Below are 19,577 nucleotides of genomic sequence, written 5' to 3' on the forward strand. Positions count from 1 at the left end.
CAGCTCGCCGTCATCCCGCATTGAAGCGTGTTGACCGGATCCGGACAACGTTCGATGCTCCTCAGCAGCGTCCGGACGCGCTCCTCCGACTCCCCACATCCCCACCCCCCGCCTCGGGAGGAACGCGATGCGCAGTAGAAAGCTGTCCCTGGCGGCACTCGCCGCTGCCGCCCTCTTCCTGCTCCCCATGTCGTCGGCGACCGCCGCGCCGACCACCGAAGATGTCTCAGCCCTCGGGTACAAGCGGCTGAACATCACCATGCAGGCGCAGCAGAAGACCAACTGGTGCTGGGCCGCCGCCGGCAACACCATCGCCACCTGGTTCGGCCGGAACTACAGCCAGAACCAGTTCTGCAACGCCGCCTTCAACCGCCAGCAGGGCTACGACTGCCTCAACAATCAGGCCACCCTCGGCAATGTGCAGACCGGCCTGCGCTGGGCGGGCGTCAACCCCGGCTCGTACGTGACCGGCTGGCTGCGCTACTCGACCGTGCAGACCGAGATCAACGCGGACCGCCCGATCGAGACGCGGATCCAGTGGTCGAGCGGCGGCGGACACATGCACGTGATCTACGGCTACGACGACACCGACAGCTGGGTCTACTGGGGCGACCCCTGGCCCTCCAGCGACCGCTACAACTGGGCCTCGCACGCCTGGTACGTGGACAACAGCTCCTTCTCCTGGACGCACTCGCTCTACCGGATAGGGGCGTGACGGCCATGAACGCACGGAACACGCACGTTCGCGCCGTCGGCGCAGGCCTCCTGGCCGCCGCCGCCCTCCTCGCCCTCGGAGCGGTGCCGGCCGCCGCCGATGCGCCGCCGCCCGCGGCGACCCCGGAGAAGGCCGCCTCCGCCCCCGAGACCCTGGAGACGCTCTCCCGGTTCTTCGCCCGCGACGGAGCCGTCGCCCGCTCGGCGGCGCAGCCCCGGATCGAGGGCGCGTCCGTCCCGGTGCGGGTGCTCTCCCCGGACTTCGTGGCCGGGAAGGCGGGCGCGCCGGTCGCCCGGGTCGAGTTCCACGCGAGCAGGGCGGTCGCCTCGGACGGACAGACGGCCTCCCTGTGGACCGCGCGGCAGGCGGACGGGGGCTGGCAGGTGGTGAACATCGCCACCGGCGACGACGAGACCCGCTACGCGGCCCAGGGCGCCAAGGCGCTGCCGGGCGGGATCGTCTTCCGCGAGCCGCAGATCGACGCGTGGTACGTCCAGAAGGGCGCGAAGGTGCTGCCCCTGGACGAGGACGCGGTGCGGGCGGTCGGGAAGAACGGCACGAGCCTGAGCGCCTACCGGGACCGGGTCGCCCGCGCCTACGGGGACAAGCTGCCGGGCTCCGCGTACGCCCGCAAGGGCACGGCCGGCGGCTACGACACCCCGGCCGGCGGCCACGACGAGCCCCTCGTCACGGTCGCGTCCGGGACGGCGGGCGCCGGGGCGGCCGTGGCCCTCGCCCTCATCGCCACGCGCGCGTGGCGCCGCCGCAGGCCGACGGCCTGACACGCGGGGCAGGCGGGTGCCCGGAGTCCCCACCTCCGGGCACCCGCCGGCCCGCGCCGGGCCGCCGTGAGCGGACACCCCCACGCGCGCGTGCCCGGCCCGGCGGCCACCGGGAGCCGAATCCCGGCCTCCCGCTCCCCGTCCCCGCTCAGCGCGCCAGGTACCCGCCGTCCACCGGCAGCACGACGCCCGTGATGAAGGACGCCTCGTCCGAGGAGAGGAAGAGGATGGCCGCCGCCACCTCCTCCGGAGTGCCGAAGCGCCGCATCGGGTGGAGGTCCCGGATCTCGGTCAGGTACTCCGGGCCGCCCGGCTCCTTCCAGCCCGCCGCGACGCGTTCCGTGTCGATCGTGCCCGGGGCCACCGCGTTGACCCGGATCCCGCGGTCCGCCCACTCGACCGCCAGGTGCATGGTCAGCCCCGAGGCCACGAACTTGGCCGGGCCGTAGACCGCCTGGCGGGCCTGTCCGGCCACGCCGGAGATCGACGACGTACAGACGATCGCGCCGCCGCCCTCCTGCCCGGCCATCACCTCGATCGCGTACTTGCAGGTCAGGAACGTGCCCTTGCCGTCCACGGCCATGACCCGGTCCCACTGCTCCCCGGTCGCCTCCAGGACGTCCGAGAGCGGGATCAGACCGGCGTTCGCCACCAGGACGTCGAGGCGGCCGAACCGTTCCACCGCCGCCGTGATCATGCGCCGGGCGTCCCCCTCCCGGGAGACGTCGCCGACCACCCGTACCGCGGCCGCGTCCAGTGTCGCGAGCCGTTCCTCGTCCAGATCGGCGGCGACCACGTGCGCGCCCTCCCGGGCGAAGAGCAGCGCCGTCGCCCGCCCGATCCCGCTGGCCGCCCCCGTGATCACACACACCCGGCCCGCGAGCCTCCCCGCCGTCCCCGTCGCCTGTGCCGCGGCCCGTTCCGTCGCCTGTCCCGGCGCTCGTGTCGTCATGACCGGCCAACGAGCGCGCGCGGCCGGAGTGTCGGCGCCCGCCAGTAGGGTGGGGAGCATGGCCGACCCCTCCAGCTACCGCCCCAAGCCGGGGCAGATCCCCGACTCGCCGGGGGTCTACAAATTCCGCGACGAGCACCGCCGGGTGATCTACGTCGGGAAGGCGAAGTCCCTGCGTCAGCGGCTGGCGAACTACTTCCAGCCGCTCGTGAGCCTGCACCCGCGCACGGCCACGATGGTCACGACGGCCGCCTCCGTCGAGTGGACGGTGGTCTCGACCGAGGTCGAGGCGCTCCAGCTGGAGTACTCCTGGATCAAGGAGTTCGACCCCCGGTTCAACGTCAAGTACCGGGACGACAAGAGCTACCCCTACCTCGCGGTGACCCTGAACGAGGAGTTCCCGCGCGTCCAGGTCATGCGCGGCCACAAGAAGAAGGGCGTGCGCTACTTCGGCCCGTACGCCCACGCGTGGGCCATCCGCGAGACCGTCGACCTGATGCTCCGCGTCTTCCCCGTCCGTACGTGTTCCGCGGGCGTCTTCCGCAACGCGGCCTCCGCCGGACGCCCCTGCCTCCTGGGCTACATCGGCAAGTGCTCGGCCCCCTGCGTCGGCCGGGTCACCCCCGAGGAGCACCGCGAACTGGCCGATGAGTTCTGCGACTTCATGGCCGGCCGCACCGGTACGTACATCCGCCGCCTGGAGCAGCAGATGATGGCCGCGGCCGAGGAGATGGAGTACGAGAAGGCGGCCAGGCTCCGCGACGACATAGGGGCGCTGCGGCGCGCCATGGAGAAGAACGCCGTCGTCCTCGCCGACGCCACCGACGCCGACCTGATCGCGCTCGCCGAGGACGAGCTGGAGGCCGCCGTCCAGATCTTCCACGTCAGGGGCGGGCGGGTGCGCGGCCAGCGCGGCTGGGTCACGGACAAGGTCGAGGCCGTCTCGACGGCCGGCCTGGTCGAGCACGCGCTCCAGCAGCTCTACGGCGAGGAGAGCGGCGACGCGGTCCCCAAGGAGGTCCTCGTCCCGGCCGTGCCGGAGGACGCCGAGGCCGTCGCCCAGTGGCTGAGCGGCCGCCGGGGGTCCCAGGTCTCCCTGCGCGTCCCGCAGCGCGGGGACAAGAAGGACCTGATGGAGACGGTCGCGCGCAACGCCCAGCAGGCGCTGGTGCTGCACAAGACCAAGCGTGCCAGCGACCTGACCACCCGCTCCCGGGCCCTGGAGGAGATCGCCGAGGCCCTGGACCTGGACTCGGCGCCGCTGCGGATCGAGTGCTTCGACATCTCGCACCTCCAGGGGCAGGACGTCGTGGCGTCCATGGTCGTCTTCGAGGACGGGCTGCCGCGCAAGAGCGAGTACCGCCGCTTCCAGATCAAGGGCTTCGAGGGCCAGGACGACGTCCGCTCGATGCACGAGGTGATCAGCCGCCGCTTCAAGCGCTACCTCGCCGAGAAGGAGAAGACGGGGGAGTGGGGCCCCGACGGCGTCGCCGTCGACTCCGACGGCGACGCCGTGGACGCGGCCGAGACCCCGGACCGGCCGCTGGAGGCCCCGGACCGGCCCGTGAACGGCTCCGGAGCCGCCTCCGGCGAGGTGCCCGTCGACGACGGTCGCCCCAAGCGCTTCGCGTACCCGCCGCAGCTCGTCGTCGTGGACGGCGGGCAGCCGCAGGTCGCCGCGGCCCGGCGCGCCCTGGACGAGCTGGGCATCGACGACATCGCCGTCTGCGGCCTTGCCAAGCGCCTGGAGGAGGTCTGGCTGCCCGGCGACGACGACCCGGTCGTGCTGCCGCGTTCCAGCGAGGGCCTCTACCTCCTCCAGCGGGTACGTGACACGGCTCACGACTTCGCCATCCGCTACCAGCGCTCGAAGCGGAACAAGCGGGTCAGGAGCAGCCCCCTGGACGCGGTGCCGGGCCTCGGCGATACCCGCAAACAGGCGTTGATCAAGCATTTCGGCTCGGTGAAGCGGCTCCGGCAGGCGACAATCGAGCAGATCTGCGAGGTGCCCGGCATGGGCAGGAAGACGGCCGAAGCCGTGGCCGTGGCTCTCGCCCAGGCGGCCCCGGCCGCACCCGCCGTGAACACGGCCACAGGAGAGATCATGGAAGACGACGGGGGCACCACCGCATGACCGAGCACGACCGCCAGACAGAGCAAGAAACGCAAGAAGAGCCGCGAGAAGACGGAGCAGGACACGTGAGTACGGGCACGAAGGAGGCCGGCGAGGCCGCCGACGCGGCGGCCATCCCCGAGCTGGTCATCATCTCCGGCATGTCCGGCGCCGGCCGGTCCACCGCGGCGAAGTGCCTCGAGGACCTCGGCTGGTTCGTCGTCGACAACCTGCCGCCCGCGCTGATCCCCACCATGGTGGAGCTCGGCGCCCGTTCCCAGGGCAATGTGGCCCGGATCGCCGTCGTCGTCGACGTCCGCGGCCGGCAGTTCTTCGACGCCCTGCGGGAGTCCCTCGCCGCCCTCGACGCCCAGCAGGTGACCCGGCGGATCGTCTTCCTGGAGTCCTCCGACGAGGCCCTGGTCCGACGGTTCGAGTCGGTCCGCAGGCCGCACCCGCTCCAGGGCGACGGCCGTATCACCGACGGCATCGCCGCCGAGCGGGACCTGCTGCGCGAGCTGCGGGGCGACGCCGACCTGGTGATCGACACCTCCAGCCTCAACGTCCACGAGCTGCGCGCCAAGATGGACGCCCAGTTCGCCGGCGAGGAGGAGCCGGAGCTGCGGGCCACCGTCATGTCCTTCGGCTTCAAGTACGGGCTGCCCGTCGACGCCGACCTCGTCGTCGACATGCGCTTCCTGCCCAACCCGCACTGGGTCCCCGAGCTGCGCCCCTTCACCGGGCTCAACGAGGAGGTCTCGGCCTATGTCTTCAACCAGCCGGGCGCCAAGGAGTTCCTCGACCGCTACACCGAGCTGCTCCAGCTGATCGCCGCGGGCTACCGCCGCGAGGGCAAGCGGTACGTGACCATCGCCGTCGGCTGCACGGGCGGCAAGCACCGCTCCGTCGCCACGTCCGAGAAGCTCGCCGCCCGTCTCGCCGCGGAAGGGGTCGAGACCGTCGTCGTCCACCGGGACATGGGGCGCGAGTGAAGCCGTACCGCCGGCGTACGTCCACCCTCCCGGTCCGTGCGCTCCGCAGGCGCGCCGCCCAGCCCAAGGTCGTCGCGCTGGGCGGGGGCATGGGCCTCTCGGCCTCCCTCGCCGCGCTGCGCCGGATCACCGGCGACCTGACCGCCGTGGTCACCGTCGCCGACGACGGCGGCTCCAGCGGCCGGCTCCGGGAGGAGCTGGGCGTGCTGCCCCCCGGTGACCTGCGCAAGGCGCTCGCCGCGCTGTGCGGGGACGACGACTGGGGGCAGACCTGGGCCCGGGTCATCCAGCACCGCTTCCAGTCCAAGGGCGACCTGCACGAGCACGCGGTCGGCAATCTGCTGATCGTCGCGCTCTGGGAGCAGCTCGGCGACCATGTGCTCGCCCTGGACCTGGTCGGCAAGCTCCTCGGGGCGCAGGGCCGGGTGCTGCCCATGTCCGCCGTGCCGCTGGAGCTCCAGGCCCTGGTCAGGGGGCACGACCCGGCGCGCCCGGACGACGTGGACACGGTCCGCGGTCAGGCCACCGTGGCCCTCACGCCCGGGGACGTGCAGTCGGTGCACCTCGTCCCGCACGACCCGCCCGCCGTGCCGGAGGCCGTCGGGGCCGTCCGGGACGCGGACTGGGTGGTGCTGGGCCCCGGCTCCTGGTTCTCCTCGGTGATCCCGCACCTGCTGGTGCCCGAACTGCTGGACGCGCTGACCGAGACCAAGGCCCGCAAGGTCCTCTCGCTGAACCTCGCACCGCAGCCGGGAGAAACCGAGGGGTTCTCTCCGCAGCGTCATTTGGAGGTTTTGGGACGACACGCCCCTAAACTCGCCCTGGACGTGGTGCTGGCCGACGAGGCCGCCGTGCCCGATCGCGAGTCCCTCGCCGATGCCGCCAAGCGGCTCGGCGCCGCGGTCGAGCTGGCGCCGGTGGCCCGTGCCGACGGTCTCCCGAAGCATGATCCGGAGCTGTTGGCCGCCGCGTACGACCGTATTTTTCGGATGCATGGAAGGATCGGCCCATGGCGATGACGGCAGCGGTGAAGGACGAGATCTCCCGGCTTCCCGTCACCCGGACCTGCTGCAGGAAGGCAGAGGTCTCGTCGATCCTGCGGTTCGCGGGCGGTCTGCACCTGGTGAGCGGGCGGATCGTGATCGAGGCGGAGCTGGACACCGCGATGGCGGCCCGGCGCCTCAAGCGGGACATCCTGGAGATCTTCGGGCACAGCTCGGAGCTGATCGTGATGGCCCCCGGCGGTCTGCGGCGCGGCTCCCGCTTCGTCGTACGTGTGGTGGCGGGCGGCGACCAGCTGGCGCGGCAGACCGGCCTCGTCGACGGCCGGGGCCGCCCGATCCGCGGCCTGCCCCCGCAGGTCGTCTCCGGGGCCACCTGCGACGCCGAGGCGGCCTGGCGCGGTGCCTTCCTGGCGCACGGCTCGCTGACCGAGCCCGGGCGGTCCTCCTCCCTTGAGGTGACCTGTCCCGGTCCGGAGGCGGCCCTCGCCCTGGTGGGCGCGGCGCGCCGGCTGAGCATCGCCGCGAAGGCCCGTGAGGTGCGGGGCGTGGACCGGGTGGTCGTCCGCGACGGCGACGCGATCGGCGCGCTGCTGACCCGTCTCGGGGCGCACGAGTCGGTGCTCGCCTGGGAGGAGCGGCGGATGCGCCGCGAGGTCCGGGCCACGGCGAACCGGCTGGCCAACTTCGACGACGCCAACCTGCGCCGCTCGGCGCGCGCGGCGGTCGCCGCGGGCGCCCGGGTGCAGCGCGCGCTTGAGATCCTCGGCGAGGAGGTGCCCGAGCACCTCGCGGCCGCGGGCCGGCTGCGCATGGAGCACAAGCAGGCCTCCCTGGAGGAGCTGGGCGCGCTCGCCGAGCCGCCGCTGACCAAGGACGCGGTCGCGGGCCGGATCCGCCGCCTCCTCGCGATGGCCGACAAGCGGGCGCAGGACCTCGGCATCCCCGGGACGGAGTCGAGCCTGTCGGAGGAGCTGGACGACAGCCTGGTGGGCTGACGCCGTATCGACTTCCCAACTCCTCGCTGCCGGTGCCTTTCTGAGGCACCGGCAGTACCCGTTCGGCGCGCGCGGCACCCTTGACATGATCATGAATGGTGATCAGCCTGGCGTCTGTTCTCTTTCGTGGCAGACAACAGCAAGGGGGGCTTATGAGGCGCAGAGCGAGAGCGGTCCTCGCGGCGGGTTCACTGCTGATCGCGGGGCTCGTGGCGGCACCCGTCGCCGGAGCGGAACCTCAGGACGCGGGCGGCGGCGACGCCCTCTCCGTATGGCGGGCGAAGGTCAGCAAGGAACAGGTGCCGCTCATCCTCGAAGCGGGCACCGACGGCCACGAGCTGACCGAACAGGTGCCGGAGAAGGGCTCGGCCACCGTCGAGCTCCACCTCACCGAGAAGCAGGCAGGGCAGCTGCGCGGCAAGGGCGTCGAGCTCACCGAGCACACCCTCTCCGCCTCGGCCGAGAAGCGGGTCGCCGCCGCAGGGGACGGCGTGTTCCGTCCGTACGGCGGGAAGGGCGGCCTCAAGGAGGAGATCCTCGCCGCCGCCCAGGCACACCCGGACGTCACCAAGGTCGTCTCCATCGGCAAGTCCGTGCGCGGCCAGGACATCCTCGCCCTGAAGCTCTCCAAGGGCGCCAAGAAGGTCAGGGACGGCTCGAAGCCCGCGACCCTCTACCTGTCCAACCAGCACGCCCGTGAGTGGATCACCCCCGAGATGACCCGGCGGCTGATGCACCACTACCTCGACGGCTACGGCACGGACCCGCGCATCACGAAGATCGTCGACTCCACCGAGCTGTGGTTCGTGCTCTCCGCCAACCCGGACGGCTACGACTTCACCCACGCCGACCCCGCCAACCGCCAGTGGCGCAAGAACCTCCGCGACAACAACGGGGACGGTCGCGTCGAGCCCGGCGACGGCGTCGACCTCAACCGCAACTTCGCCTACAAGTGGGGCTACGACAACGAGGGTTCGTCCCCCGACCCGGCCGACGAGACCTTCCGCGGCACCGGCCCGATGTCCGAGCCGGAGACCAAGGCCCTCGACGCCTTCCAGAAGCGGATCGGCTTCCAGTACGGCATCAACTACCACTCGGCCGCCCAGCTCCTGCTCTACGGGGTCGGCTGGCAGGTCGCCACCGACACCCCCGACGACGTGGCGCTCAAGTCGCTCGCCGGCACCCCGCAGAAGTCCGCGGTCCCCGGCTACCGTCCGCAGGTCTCCTCCGAGCTGTACACCACCAACGGCGAGGCCGACGGACACGCGGCCAACGTCAACGGCATGCAGATGTTCACCCCGGAGATGTCGACCTGCGCCACCGTCTCCCGCATCGACCCGAACGACGCCTGGGAGCCCGCCGACTGCGCCTCCGTCTTCACCTTCCCCGACGACGAGAAGCTGATCCAGGCCGAGTTCGCCAAGAACGTGCCGTTCGCGCTCGCCGTCGCCGAGACCTCCGCCCACCCGGACCGGCCCGTCTCGGTCACCGGTCTCGAGGCCCCCGACTTCACCCCGGCCGCCTTCACCACCTCCTACGCCCGCGGCGGCGACCAGGAGGTCTCCGTGACCGCGCGCAAGTCGCTGCGCGGCAAGGAGCTGAAGTACCGGATCAACGGCGGCCGTACGCACGGCGAACGCCTCGAGGCCTGGCGGGGCGGTGAGACCTACGGCGGCGAGGACAACCTCTACTTCGACCAGTACCGCGCCGAGGTCGAGGACGCCGACCCCGGCGACACCGTCCAGGTCTGGTTCACCGCGCGCACCGCCGAGGGCAGGGCGACCGCCTCCACCCCGTTCACGTACACCGTGGCGGAGCGGCCGCGCGGGGACGTGCTCGTGCTCGCCGAGGAGGGCGGCACGGCCGCCGCGCAGTACACCGCCGCCTATGTGAAGGCGCTCGCCGACAACGGCCGCGGGGCCGCCGTCTGGGACGTCGCCACCCAGGGCGTCCCCGACCCGCTGGGCGTCCTGAGTCACTTCCGTACGGTCGTCTGGTACACCGGCGCCGAAGCCCCCTCCGGGCCCGTCACGCTGGCCGTGCGCGAGTACCTCAACGAGGGCGGCAAGCTGGTCAACGCCGGTGAGAAGTCCGGCGGACTCGTCGACATCGGGCGGGCCACCTCCAACGACTTCGCCCAGTACTACCTCGGCGCCTACCACCGGGCCGGGCTGAACGGCCCGACGTCCTTCGCCGGGCTCGGCGGCTTCGGCGGTCTCACCGCGGGACTCGGCGGCGCGGCGGGCAACCCGCTCGACAACGCCGGCGCGTTCACCGTCACCTCCGACACCCTGGCGCCCCGCCAGTTCCCGCAGTTCGGCAGCAGCCGCGCGGCCGGCGACTACCCGGGCGTCCGCACCCCCTTCGAGCCGTACGAGGGCGCCCACTTCGCCGCCGTCCGGCACGCCGACGACACCTGGGCCCGGCTCAGCCGCACGGTCGACCTCACCGCCGTCACGGCGGCCGACAGCCCGAGCCTGCGCTTCCAGGTCAGTTACGACACCGAACCGGGCTACGACAACCTCGTCGTCGAGGCGCACACCGTCGGCCAGGACGACTGGACCACGCTGCCCGACGCCAACGGCGGCACCTCCACCGCCGCCCCGGCCGACTGCGGCGAGGGCTACTACGTCCAGGGCCACCCCTTCCTCGCCCGCTACCTGACCGTCGGCGAGGACGGCTGCGCCACCACCGGCACCACCGGCTCCTGGAACGCCTTCACCGGCCCCTCCAACGGCTGGCGGCAGGCCTCGATCGACCTGAGCGCCTACGCGGGCAAGCAGGTCGAGCTGTCGATCTCGTACATCGCGGACCCCGGCACCGGGGAGATGGGCGCCTTCGTCGACGACACCGCGCTCGTCGTCCGTGGCACCCCGGGCCAGAGCGAGGGCTTCGAGACCGCGCTCGGCGCGTGGTCCGTACCGGGTCCGCCGGCCGGCAGCCCCGGGAACGCGAGCGACTGGAACCGCTCCGCGGGGCTCTTCCACTCCCAGGCCGCCGTCACCACCCGTGACACCGCGCTGCTCGGATTCGGGCTCGAACACGTGCCGAGTGCGACGGACCGCAGCAGGTTGATCCGCAAGGCGCTCGGAGCGGTGCACGGCTGAGCGGCAGCCCGCACCTTTGATCACAGTCAGTGATCGGGACGAAAACCGCACTGTGGCCCGAACCCGTCGGTAATAACGGGCCACAGTGCGATCCCGGGGGTTTTCGCCCGCACGCGATGTCACTCTGAGCCGATGGGAGAGGTAGGGTCGTAAGCGGTCGGGGACATCCCTAAAAAAGAATCTCGCCGGCGTCGAAACCCGGCGTACTCTCACGAGGAGATCGGTTCGTGACGATCCGCGTAGGCATCAACGGCTTTGGCCGCATCGGTCGCAACTACTTCCGCGCGCTGCTCGAGCAGGGTGCCGACATCGAGATCGTGGCTGTCAACGACCTGGGTGACACCGCGACCACCGCGCATCTGCTCAAGTACGACACGATCCTGGGACGCCTCAAGGCCGAGGTCACCCACACGGCGGACACCATCACCGTCGACGGGCACACCATCAAGGTGCTCTCCGAGCGCAACCCGGCCGACATCCCCTGGGGCGAGCTGGGCGTCGACATCGTCATCGAGTCGACCGGCATCTTCACCAAGAAGGCCGACGCCGAGAAGCACATCGCCGGTGGCGCGAAGAAGGTCCTCATCTCGGCCCCGGCCAAGGACGAGGACATCACCATCGTCATGGGCGTCAACCAGGAGAAGTACGACCCGGCGACGCACCACGTCATCTCCAACGCCTCCTGCACCACCAACTGCGTGGCGCCGATGGCCAAGGTCCTCGACGAGAACTTCGGCATCGTCAAGGGTCTGATGACGACGGTCCACGCCTACACCAACGACCAGCGCATCCTGGACTTCCCGCACTCCGACCTGCGCCGCGCCCGCGCCGCCGCGGAGAACATCATCCCGACCACGACCGGTGCCGCCAAGGCCACCGCCCTGGTCCTGCCGCAGCTCAAGGGCAAGCTGGACGGCATCGCCATGCGCGTCCCGGTCCCGACCGGCTCGGCCACCGACCTGGTCGTGGAGCTGCAGCGCGAGGTCACCAAGGACGAGGTCAACGCCGCGTTCAAGAAGGCCTCCGAGGACGGCGACCTCAAGGGCATCCTGTACTACACCGAGGACCCGATCGTGTCCTCGGACATCGTCAGCGACCCGGCGTCCTGCACCTTCGACTCCTCCCTGACCATGGTCCAGGAGGGCAAGTCGGTCAAGATCCTCGGCTGGTACGACAACGAGTGGGGCTACTCCAACCGTCTCGTCGACCTCACCGTCTTCGTCGGAAACCAGCTCTGATATTCCAGACGTAGGCACCTCGATGTGAGCACAGGGCTCGGACAGCGCAAGGATGCGCTGTCCGAGCCCTGTGCCGTGTGCTTCACCGCGTTCCAAGGAGTCCAGTAGAAGATGAAGACGATCGACGAGCTTCTCGCCGAAGGCGTCGCCGGCAAGCGGGTATTCGTCCGCGCCGACCTCAACGTGCCGCTGGCCGGCACGACCATCACCGACGACGGCCGGATCCGCGCCGTCCTCCCCACGGTCAAGGCGCTCGCCGAGGCCGGTGCCCGCGTCGTGGTCGCCTCGCACCTGGGCCGCCCCAAGGGCGCCCCGGACCCGGCGTTCTCCCTCGCCCCGGCCGCCGCGCGCCTCGGTGAACTCCTCGGCGCCGACGTGGCGTTCGCGACCGACACCGTCGGCGAGTCCGCCAAGGCGACCGTCGCGGGCCTCGCCGACGGCCAGGTGGCCGTGATCGAGAACCTGCGCTTCAACGCGGGCGAGACGGCCAAGGACGACGCCGAGCGCAAGGCGTTCGCCCAGCAGCTCGCCGAGCTGGCCGACCTCTACGTCGGCGACGGCTTCGGCGCCGTGCACCGCAAGCACGCCTCGGTCTTCGACCTCCCGGCGCTGCTGCCGCACGCCGCCGGCTACCTCATCGCCACCGAGGTCGGCGTCCTGAAGAAGCTGACCGCCGACGTCAAGCGCCCCTACGTGGTCGTGCTCGGCGGCGCCAAGGTCTCGGACAAGCTGGCCGTCATCGACGAGCTGCTCGGCAAGGCCGACCGCCTCCTCATCGGCGGCGGCATGGCCTACACCTTCCTCAAGGCCAAGGGCCACGAGGTCGGCATCTCCCTCCTCCAGGAGGACCAGATCCCGACGGTGACCGAGTACATGGAGCGCGCCGAGAAGAACGGCGTCGAGCTCGTCCTCCCCGTCGACGTGCTCGTCTCCACGGACTTCCCGGACCTGAAGACCAAGGCCCCGGCCGACTTCGAGACCGTCGGCGCCGACGCGATCCCCTCCGACAAGGAGGGCCTCGACATCGGCCCGAAGACCCGTGAGCTGTACGCCTCGAAGATCGCCGACGCCGAGACCGTCTTCTGGAACGGTCCGGTCGGTGTCTTCGAGCACCCCGACTACGCCGAAGGCACCCGCGCCGTCGCACAGGCCCTCGTCGACAGCAGCGCGTTCACCGTCGTCGGCGGTGGCGACTCGGCCGCTGCCGTGCGCACGCTGGGCTTCGACGAGAATGCCTTCGGCCACATCTCGACCGGCGGCGGCGCCTCCCTCGAATACCTCGAGGGCAAGACGCTCCCCGGCCTCGCCGCACTGGAGGACTGAACACCTGTGAGCAGCACCCGCACCCCGCTGATGGCGGGCAACTGGAAGATGAACCTCAACCACCTCGAGGCCATCGCCCACGTCCAGAAGCTCGCCTTCGCGCTGACCGACAAGGACTACGACGCCGTCGAGGTCGCGGTCCTGCCGCCCTTCACGGACCTCCGGTCCGTCCAGACCCTGGTCGACGGCGACAAGCTCAAGATCAAGTACGGCGCCCAGGACATCTCGGCGCACGACTCCGGTGCGTACACCGGCGAGATCTCGGGCGTCATGCTGTCCAAGCTGAAGTGCGCCTACGTCGCCGTGGGCCACTCCGAGCGCCGGCAGTACCACGCCGAGACGGACGAGATCTGCAACGCCAAGGTCAAGGCCGCGTACAAGCACGGGATCACCCCGATCCTCTGCGTCGGCGAGGGCCTGGACGTCCGCAAGGCGGGCAACCAGGTCGCGTACACCCTCGCCCAGCTCGACGGCGGTCTGAAGGACCTGCCGGCCGAGCAGGCCGAGTCGATCGTGATCGCGTACGAGCCGGTGTGGGCCATCGGCACCGGCGAGGTCGCCACCCCCGAGGACGCGCAGGAGGTCTGCGGAGCGATTCGCGGCCGTCTCGCGGAGCTGTACTCGCAGGAGCTGGCCGACAAGGTCCGCATCCAGTACGGCGGCTCGGTCAAGGCCGGCAACGTGGCCGCGATCATGGCGCAGCCCGATGTCGACGGCGCCCTGGTGGGCGGCGCGGCGCTGGACTCCGAGGAGTTCGTCAAGATCGTCCGCTTCCGCGATCAGTGACCTGATCGGTGAGTAGGCGGTAGCGACGATCCGTCGTACCCTTGCGGGGGTCGGGCAGGACCTGCCCGACCCCCGTCCGTATAAGTCCGAGGAAGTTGGTCCAGCCGTGGTTATGGGGTTCTCGATCGCCCTGATCGTCTTCAGCGCGCTGCTGATGCTGCTCGTGCTGATGCACAAGGGGAAGGGCGGCGGCCTCTCCGACATGTTCGGCGGTGGCATGCAGTCGTCCGTCGGCGGCTCCTCGGTCGCCGAGCGCAACCTGGACCGGATCACGGTCGTTGTCGGCCTGATGTGGTTCGCCTGCATTGTCGTGCTTGCGCTTCTGATGAAGTTGGACGTGTAACTCCAATCACTGGACGCGCGTTGGGCCTTACGTAGACTGGGGCATCTTCGAGCACCATCACGCAGGGAGTTACGACCGTGGCAAGTGGCAACGCGATCCGGGGAAGCCGGGTCGGAGCGGGGCCGATGGGGGAGGCCGAGCGGGGCGAGTCGGCACCGCGCCTCCGCATCTCCTTCTGGTGCTCGAACGGGCACGAGACGCAGCCGAGCTTCGCCAGTGACGCGCAGGTTCCGGAGACGTGGGACTGCCCGCGTTGCGGTTTCCCGGCAGGTCAGGACCGGGACAACCCCCCGGACCCGCCGCGCACCGAGCCGTACAAGACGCACCTCGCGTACGTCCGCGAGCGGCGCAGCGACGCGGACGGCGAGGCGATCCTCGCGGAGGCGCTCGCCAAGTTGCGCGGCGAGATCTGAGCGTGGTGTGACAGTGTGAGGAACGGGCCCTGCCCGCGAACCAGGTTCGCGGGCAGGGCCCGTTCGTGTATTTATGGGCGACTGTGTCCGCATGTACGTCTGTTCTAGCGGTGGTTGCCCGGAATGTGTGCGGTGAGCGCCATCGCGGCGGTCGCCCGCTCGTACGTCAGCTGCGCCACGCGCGCGTAGAGGCAGTCCAGGATCAGCAGCACCGAGTGGCGCGTCCCGAAACCGCCGCGCCGGAAGCTGGTCTCGGCCGAGGTCGACGTCAGATGGATCGAGGCGGCCCGGGCGACGGGGGAGCGGGGGTCGCCGGTCACCGCGACCGTGCGCGCGCCCCGTTCGGCGGCCAGCCGCAGCGGGGAGAGGACCTCGCGGGTGGCGCCGGAGTGGGAGAGCGCCACCACCGCGTCCGCGGGCGTGAGCAGCGCAGCCGAGGTCTCCGCCGCGTGCACCTCCGTCCAGCCGCGGGCGTCGCAGCCGATGCTGAAGAGCCGGGCCTGGGTCTCCTGGGCGACCATGCCGGAGGCGCCGACGCCGTAGACGTCGATCCGGCGGGCCTTGGCGAGGGTGCGCGCGGCGCCCTCCAGGGCGTCGAGGTCCAGGTGCTCGGCCGTGCGGCGCAGAGCCAGCAGATCGGCTTGGGCGACGGCGGCGACGACCTGGTCGAGCGGGTCGTCGGGGCCGATGTCGGGGCCGAGGGGGCGGGCCTCGCCAGGACGTTCGCTCTCGCCCCGCTCCTGTGCGAGGGCCAGCAGGAGTTCTTGGTACGAGCCGAGGCCCAGGGCCTGGCAGAAGCGCGTCACCGTGGCCTGGGAGGTACCGGTACGACGGCCCAGCTCGGCGGCCGAGACGCCGGTCACCCGGCCCGGGTCGTCGAGGACCCAGCTGCCGACCCTGCGCAAGGACCCGGACATACGGGGCAGTTCGGAGCGGATGAGAGCGGTGATCACGGCGGTGTTCCCTCCTGACCGGCCGCCCGGTGCGGGGGGCTTGTCGAGCGGTGAATCTATCAACCACCATGCGGGCTGATGAACGAATCCAGGATTCAGGAGTGCGTGCTCGGTGTCGACGCCGGGGGTACGCGGATCAGGGCACGGCTCGCGGACGCGGCGACGGGTGCGGTGCTGGCGGAGGGTGCGGGCGGCCCCGGGAACGCGCTGAGCGTCCCCGCCGCCGCTCTGGTGGAGAACCTGGCGCGCGCCCTGGCCGGCGCCGTGCCGCCGGAACGAGCGGGCGCGGTCGTCTCCGTGGTGGCCGGCTTCGCGGGCGGCGGCCCGGGCGGCGGTGTGGCGAACGCCCGGGCCGGCCTGCTGGAGGCGCTGGGCGGGGCGGGCGTCCCCGGGGGCGTCCGGGTCGAGGTTCTCGGGGACGCGGACATCGCCTTCGCCGCCGGGCCCGGTGCCCCGGAGCACGGGCTCGTGCTGATCGCGGGCACGGGCGCCACCGCCGCGCGGGTCGCCCGGCGCAGGGTGGTCCGGGCCGTGGACGGTGACGGCTGGCTGCTCGGCGACGGGGGCAGCGGCTTCTGGCTGGGGCGGGAGGCGCTGCGGGCGGTGCTGCGTGCCCTCGACGGGCGGGGCCCGCGCACGGCCCTCGCGGGGCCCGTGGCGGAGGTGTGCGGGGGCCTGAGCAAGGAGGCCGTCGTCGGGTACGGGTTCGGCGGCCACCCCGTCCGGCTGGCGGCGCTCAGCCCGCTGGTGGTGGACGCGGCCCGGGGCGGGGACGACGTGGCCCGCACGCTCCTGGACCGGGCGGCGGACGAGCTGGCCGCGACGGTGCGGGCGCTGGGGCCGCGACCGGGGGAGCCGCTGGTCGTCACGGGCGGCCTGACCGGCCCCGACGGCCCGCTGCTTGCCCGGCTCGCGGACCGGGTCGGTGCGTGGGGGCTCACGCCGGCGGCGGTGCGGGACGGGGTGGGGGGTGCGGTGGCGCTGGCGCGGCTCCTGGCGTGACGGCGGGATTCCCCCCCACCCCACCCCTTCCCGAAACCCTGCCGGGGGCTGGTGGTGCGTGCGGGCAGTGCGGGGCCGCGCCCCGCGCCCCGCACCGCGGGCGCTTCGCGCCGCGGTGGCAGTGGCGGTGGTGGGTGCGGCGAGCCGCCGCGAGGCGGCGCTGCGGCCTACCCGCCGCCCCCGTGTCGCCTCGTTCCCGCACCGCCCCGGTTCCCGCGCCGCCCCCCATTCCCGACCGCGTTCCGTCCTGGGCGGGCCTGGCTCTTGACGGTGGCGGAGGGGGCTGGTTCATTGAGCCGACGGTCTTGTTCGGAATCGGTTCTGTCATTCAATGGAGGTCTTGTCATGCCCCAAACCGCCCTCGGTGCCGAGCTGTTCGTCGATACCGCGCGTCAGGCCGTCGAGCGGGTCGTCGCGGGGAACAAGGAGGCGGTCGGTGTCGCCGCGCGGCTCTTCGCCGACTGCGTCGCCGCGGACGGGGTGATCCACGCCTTCGGCACCGGACACTCGCAGGCCGCCGCCCTGGAGGTCGCCGGACGGGCCGGCGGGCTCGTGCCGACCAGTCGGATCGCGCTCGCCGACCTCGTGCTGCGTGGCGGCGAGGACCCGTCCGTACTCGCCGATCCCCTGCTGGAACGGTCCCCCGGACTCGCCGACCGGCTCTATGACCTCGCTACGCCCCGCCCGCAGGATCTCTTCGTCGTCATCTCCAACTCCGGGGTCAACAATTCCATCGTGGAGCTGGCCCTCAAGGTGACCGGCGCGGGCCACCCGCTCGTCGCGCTCACCTCGCTCGAACACACCCACGCCGTCCCGGCCCTGCACCCGAGCGGCAAGCGCCTCGCCGACCTCGCGGACGCCGTCCTCGACAACGGCGCCCCCACCGGCGACGCCGTGCTCCCCCTCCCGGACGGCGCCGCGCTCTGCGGGGTCTCGACCCTCACCTCCTCCCTCCTCGTGCAGATGGTGGTCGCCGAAGCCGTCGCCCTGCTCCTCGCCGAGGGCCACGAGCCGCCCGTGTACGTCTCCGCCAACATCCCCGGCGGGCATGAGCGCAACGCGGTTCTGGAGGCCCGCTACGCAGGGCGGCTGCATCGCGGCGGTCACTGAGTCGCGCCGCGCCTTCCGCCCCCGCGATCAACTAGGTTGGAGTCGCAGCGGGGCAAGCAGGCAGGAAGAGAAGAAGTAGGCGATGTCCGAGATGAACGCAGAAGGACGTACGAGGCTCAACCGGACGCCGGAGTGGGCCGCCCTCGGCAAGCACCGCGAGCAGCTGGGAGACACCCATCTGCGCGAGCTGTTCGCCACCGACCCGGACCGCGGCACCGCGTACACGCTGCGCGTCGGCGATCTGTATCTGGACTACTCCAAGCACCTCGTCACCGACGAGACCCTCGCGCTGCTGCGCGAACTGGCCGCAGCCACCGGCGTGGCCGAGCTGCGCGACGCCATGTTCCGCGGCGAGAAGATCAACACCACCGAGAACCGCGCGGTCCTGCACACCGCGCTGCGCGCGCCGCGCGACGCCGTCGTCGAGGTCGACGGCGAGAACGTCGTCCCGGCCGTCCACGCCGTCCTCGACAAGATGGCGGCCTTCGCGGACAAGGTCCGCGCCGGCGCGTGGACCGGTCACACCGGCAAGCCCATCAAGAACATCGTGAACATCGGCATCGGCGGCTCCGACCTCGGCCCCGCCATGGCGTACGAGGTCCTGCGCTCCTTCACCCAGCGGGACCTGACGTTCCGTTTCGTCTCCAACGTCGACGGCGCCGACCTCCACGAGGCCGTGCACGACCTCGACCCGGCCGAGACGCTCTTCATCGTCGCCTCCAAGACCTTCACCACCATCGAGACCGTCACCAACGCCACCTCCGCCCGCGACTGGCTGCTCACCGTCCTCGGGGCCGGTCAGGACGCCGTCGCCAAGCACTTCGTCGCCCTGTCGACCAATGCCGAGAAGGTGCGGGAGTTCGGCATCGACACCGGCAACATGTTCGAGTTCTGGGACTGGGTCGGCGGCCGGTACTCGTACGACTCCGCCATCGGCCTCTCCCTGATGATCGCCATCGGCCCGGAGCGGTTCCGCGAGATGCTCGACGGCTTCCACCTCGTCGACGAGCACTTCCGCACCGCCCCGCCCGCCGAGAACGCCCCGCTCCTGCTCGGCCTCCTCGGCGTCTGGTACGGCGGCTTCTTCGACGCCCAGTCGCACGCGGTCCTGCCGTACTCGCACTACCTGTCGAAGTTCACGGCCTACCTCCAGCAGCTCGACATGGAGTCCAACGGCAAGTCCGTCGACCGCGACGGCAACCCCGTCGACTGGCAGACCGGCCCCGTCGTCTGGGGGACGCCCGGCACCAACGGGCAGCACGCGTACTACCAGTTGATCCACCAGGGCACGAAGCTGATCCCGGCCGACTTCATCGGCTTCGCCGAGCCCGTCGCCGACCTGGCACCCCGCCTCGTCGCCCAGCACGACCTGCTGATGGCCAACTTCTTCGCCCAGACCCAGGCGCTCGCCTTCGGCAAGACCGCCGACGAGGTACGCGCCGAGGGCGTCGCGGAGGAACTCGTCCCGCACAAGACCTTCCAGGGCAACCACCCGACGACGACGATCCTGGCGAAGCAGCTCACCCCCTTCGTCCTCGGCCAGCTCGTCGCGCTCTACGAGCACAAGGTCTTCGTCCAGGGCGCGATCTGGAACATCGACTCCTTCGACCAGTGGGGCGTCGAGCTGGGCAAGGTCCTCGCCAAGAAGATCGAGCCCGTGCTCACCGAGGGCGAGGGCGGGGCACACCTCGACGGGTCGACCGCCGGGCTCGTCGCCCAGTACCGGTCGCTGCGCGGGAGGTAGCAGCG

17 protein-coding genes are annotated in these 19,577 nt (G+C 71.5%); 15 read left to right on the top strand and 2 right to left on the bottom strand.

Annotated features, from left to right (window positions below; genetic code table 11):
• Positions 1 to 127 precede the first annotated feature (127 nt).
• Positions 128 to 715, top strand: a complete 588-nt coding sequence (locus tag ACF09C_RS14815) for a papain-like cysteine protease family protein (RefSeq protein ID WP_392091857.1) — start codon at positions 128 to 130, stop codon at positions 713 to 715.
• Between the two features lie 5 nt (positions 716 to 720).
• Complete coding sequence (locus tag ACF09C_RS14820) at positions 721 to 1,497, top strand: hypothetical protein (RefSeq protein WP_392091858.1); 777 nt, start codon at positions 721 to 723, stop codon at positions 1,495 to 1,497.
• Positions 1,498 to 1,645: 148 nt separating this feature from the next.
• Here ACF09C_RS14820 and ACF09C_RS14825 read toward each other — a convergent pair whose 3' ends face one another.
• Positions 1,646 to 2,509, bottom strand: coding sequence for an SDR family NAD(P)-dependent oxidoreductase (locus ACF09C_RS14825; protein ID WP_392091859.1), 864 nt, complete (start codon positions 2,507 to 2,509; stop codon positions 1,646 to 1,648).
• On the opposite strand from ACF09C_RS14825, the gene uvrC reads away from it, so the two are divergent.
• From uvrC to ACF09C_RS14875, 10 genes are all read left to right on the top strand, one after another.
• A complete protein-coding gene (uvrC, locus tag ACF09C_RS14830) occupies positions 2,508 to 4,583 on the top strand; it encodes an excinuclease ABC subunit UvrC (protein WP_392091860.1) in 2,076 nt (691 codons plus the stop codon). The genes ACF09C_RS14825 and uvrC overlap by 2 nt on opposite strands.
• On the top strand, positions 4,580 to 5,554 hold the full coding sequence (rapZ, locus tag ACF09C_RS14835) for an RNase adapter RapZ (RefSeq protein ID WP_392091861.1): 975 nt from the start codon (positions 4,580 to 4,582) through the stop codon (positions 5,552 to 5,554). Before uvrC ends, rapZ begins: the two co-directional genes overlap by 4 nt.
• Positions 5,551 to 6,573: a uridine diphosphate-N-acetylglucosamine-binding protein YvcK gene (yvcK, locus tag ACF09C_RS14840; RefSeq protein ID WP_392091862.1), complete on the top strand. Its 1,023-nt coding sequence runs from the start codon at positions 5,551 to 5,553 to the stop codon at positions 6,571 to 6,573. The genes rapZ and yvcK overlap by 4 nt, the downstream gene beginning before the upstream one ends.
• Complete coding sequence (gene whiA / locus ACF09C_RS14845; protein ID WP_392091863.1) at positions 6,564 to 7,553, top strand: DNA-binding protein WhiA; 990 nt, start codon at positions 6,564 to 6,566, stop codon at positions 7,551 to 7,553. Before yvcK ends, whiA begins: the two co-directional genes overlap by 10 nt.
• A 152-nt stretch (positions 7,554 to 7,705) precedes the next feature.
• Positions 7,706 to 10,660 (top strand): M14 family zinc carboxypeptidase, encoded by a 2,955-nt coding sequence (locus tag ACF09C_RS14850; protein WP_392091864.1) that lies wholly within the window; start codon positions 7,706 to 7,708, stop codon positions 10,658 to 10,660.
• A gap of 227 nt (positions 10,661 to 10,887) precedes the next feature.
• On the top strand, positions 10,888 to 11,898 hold the full coding sequence (gene gap, locus ACF09C_RS14855; RefSeq protein ID WP_362420137.1) for a type I glyceraldehyde-3-phosphate dehydrogenase: 1,011 nt from the start codon (positions 10,888 to 10,890) through the stop codon (positions 11,896 to 11,898).
• Between the two features lie 111 nt (positions 11,899 to 12,009).
• Positions 12,010 to 13,221, top strand: coding sequence for a phosphoglycerate kinase (locus ACF09C_RS14860; RefSeq protein WP_392091865.1), 1,212 nt, complete (start codon positions 12,010 to 12,012; stop codon positions 13,219 to 13,221).
• Positions 13,222 to 13,251: 30 nt separating this feature from the next.
• Positions 13,252 to 14,007 (top strand): triose-phosphate isomerase, encoded by a 756-nt coding sequence (tpiA, locus tag ACF09C_RS14865; RefSeq protein ID WP_392092011.1) that lies wholly within the window; start codon positions 13,252 to 13,254, stop codon positions 14,005 to 14,007.
• A 112-nt stretch (positions 14,008 to 14,119) separates the two neighbouring features.
• The gene (secG, locus tag ACF09C_RS14870; RefSeq protein WP_361958470.1) at positions 14,120 to 14,350 is read left to right on the top strand and encodes a preprotein translocase subunit SecG; all 231 of its coding nucleotides are present in this window, start codon (positions 14,120 to 14,122) and stop codon (positions 14,348 to 14,350) included.
• 77 nt (positions 14,351 to 14,427) lie between these two features.
• Positions 14,428 to 14,763 (top strand): RNA polymerase-binding protein RbpA, encoded by a 336-nt coding sequence (locus ACF09C_RS14875; RefSeq protein WP_003976875.1) that lies wholly within the window; start codon positions 14,428 to 14,430, stop codon positions 14,761 to 14,763.
• 104 nt (positions 14,764 to 14,867) lie between these two features.
• On the opposite strand, the gene ACF09C_RS14880 is transcribed toward ACF09C_RS14875, so the two are convergent.
• A complete protein-coding gene (locus ACF09C_RS14880; RefSeq protein ID WP_392091866.1) occupies positions 14,868 to 15,716 on the bottom strand; it encodes a MurR/RpiR family transcriptional regulator in 849 nt (282 codons plus the stop codon).
• A 78-nt stretch (positions 15,717 to 15,794) separates the two neighbouring features.
• Here ACF09C_RS14880 and ACF09C_RS14885 point away from each other — a divergent pair, with 78 nt between their 5' ends.
• The 3 genes from ACF09C_RS14885 to pgi all read left to right on the top strand — a co-directional run bounded on the left by ACF09C_RS14885 (position 15,795) and on the right by pgi (position 19,572).
• Entirely contained in the window at positions 15,795 to 16,718 is a 924-nt protein-coding gene (locus ACF09C_RS14885) for an N-acetylglucosamine kinase (RefSeq protein WP_392091867.1), read from the top strand.
• Positions 16,719 to 17,063: 345 nt separating this feature from the next.
• Positions 17,064 to 17,828: a sugar isomerase domain-containing protein gene (locus tag ACF09C_RS14890; protein ID WP_392091868.1), complete on the top strand. Its 765-nt coding sequence runs from the start codon at positions 17,064 to 17,066 to the stop codon at positions 17,826 to 17,828.
• Between the two features lie 91 nt (positions 17,829 to 17,919).
• Positions 17,920 to 19,572 carry a glucose-6-phosphate isomerase gene (gene pgi / locus ACF09C_RS14895; protein ID WP_392092012.1) on the top strand — a complete coding sequence of 551 codons (1,653 nt, stop codon included), beginning with the start codon at positions 17,920 to 17,922 and terminating at the stop codon, positions 19,570 to 19,572.
• Positions 19,573 to 19,577 lie beyond the last annotated feature (5 nt).

It is taken from the genome of Streptomyces sp. NPDC014870 (assembly GCF_043081505.1).
Lineage (GTDB): Bacteria > Actinomycetota > Actinomycetes > Streptomycetales > Streptomycetaceae > Streptomyces.

Coding starts and splice junctions, on each gene's coding strand:
- ACF09C_RS14815 (WP_392091857.1), top strand. CDS start 128: ATGCGCAGTAGAAAGCTGTCCCTGGCGGCACTCGCCGCTGCCGCCCTC.
- ACF09C_RS14820 (WP_392091858.1), top strand. CDS start 721: ATGAACGCACGGAACACGCACGTTCGCGCCGTCGGCGCAGGCCTCCTG.
- uvrC (WP_392091860.1), top strand. CDS start 2,508: ATGGCCGACCCCTCCAGCTACCGCCCCAAGCCGGGGCAGATCCCCGAC.
- ACF09C_RS14825 (WP_392091859.1), bottom strand. CDS start 2,509: ATGCTCCCCACCCTACTGGCGGGCGCCGACACTCCGGCCGCGCGCGCT.
- rapZ (WP_392091861.1), top strand. CDS start 4,580: ATGACCGAGCACGACCGCCAGACAGAGCAAGAAACGCAAGAAGAGCCG.
- whiA (WP_392091863.1), top strand. CDS start 6,564: ATGGCGATGACGGCAGCGGTGAAGGACGAGATCTCCCGGCTTCCCGTC.
- ACF09C_RS14850 (WP_392091864.1), top strand. CDS start 7,706: ATGAGGCGCAGAGCGAGAGCGGTCCTCGCGGCGGGTTCACTGCTGATC.
- ACF09C_RS14860 (WP_392091865.1), top strand. CDS start 12,010: ATGAAGACGATCGACGAGCTTCTCGCCGAAGGCGTCGCCGGCAAGCGG.
- tpiA (WP_392092011.1), top strand. CDS start 13,252: ATGGCGGGCAACTGGAAGATGAACCTCAACCACCTCGAGGCCATCGCC.
- secG (WP_361958470.1), top strand. CDS start 14,120: ATGGGGTTCTCGATCGCCCTGATCGTCTTCAGCGCGCTGCTGATGCTG.
- ACF09C_RS14885 (WP_392091867.1), top strand. CDS start 15,795: ATGAACGAATCCAGGATTCAGGAGTGCGTGCTCGGTGTCGACGCCGGG.
- ACF09C_RS14890 (WP_392091868.1), top strand. CDS start 17,064: ATGCCCCAAACCGCCCTCGGTGCCGAGCTGTTCGTCGATACCGCGCGT.
- pgi (WP_392092012.1), top strand. CDS start 17,920: ATGAACGCAGAAGGACGTACGAGGCTCAACCGGACGCCGGAGTGGGCC.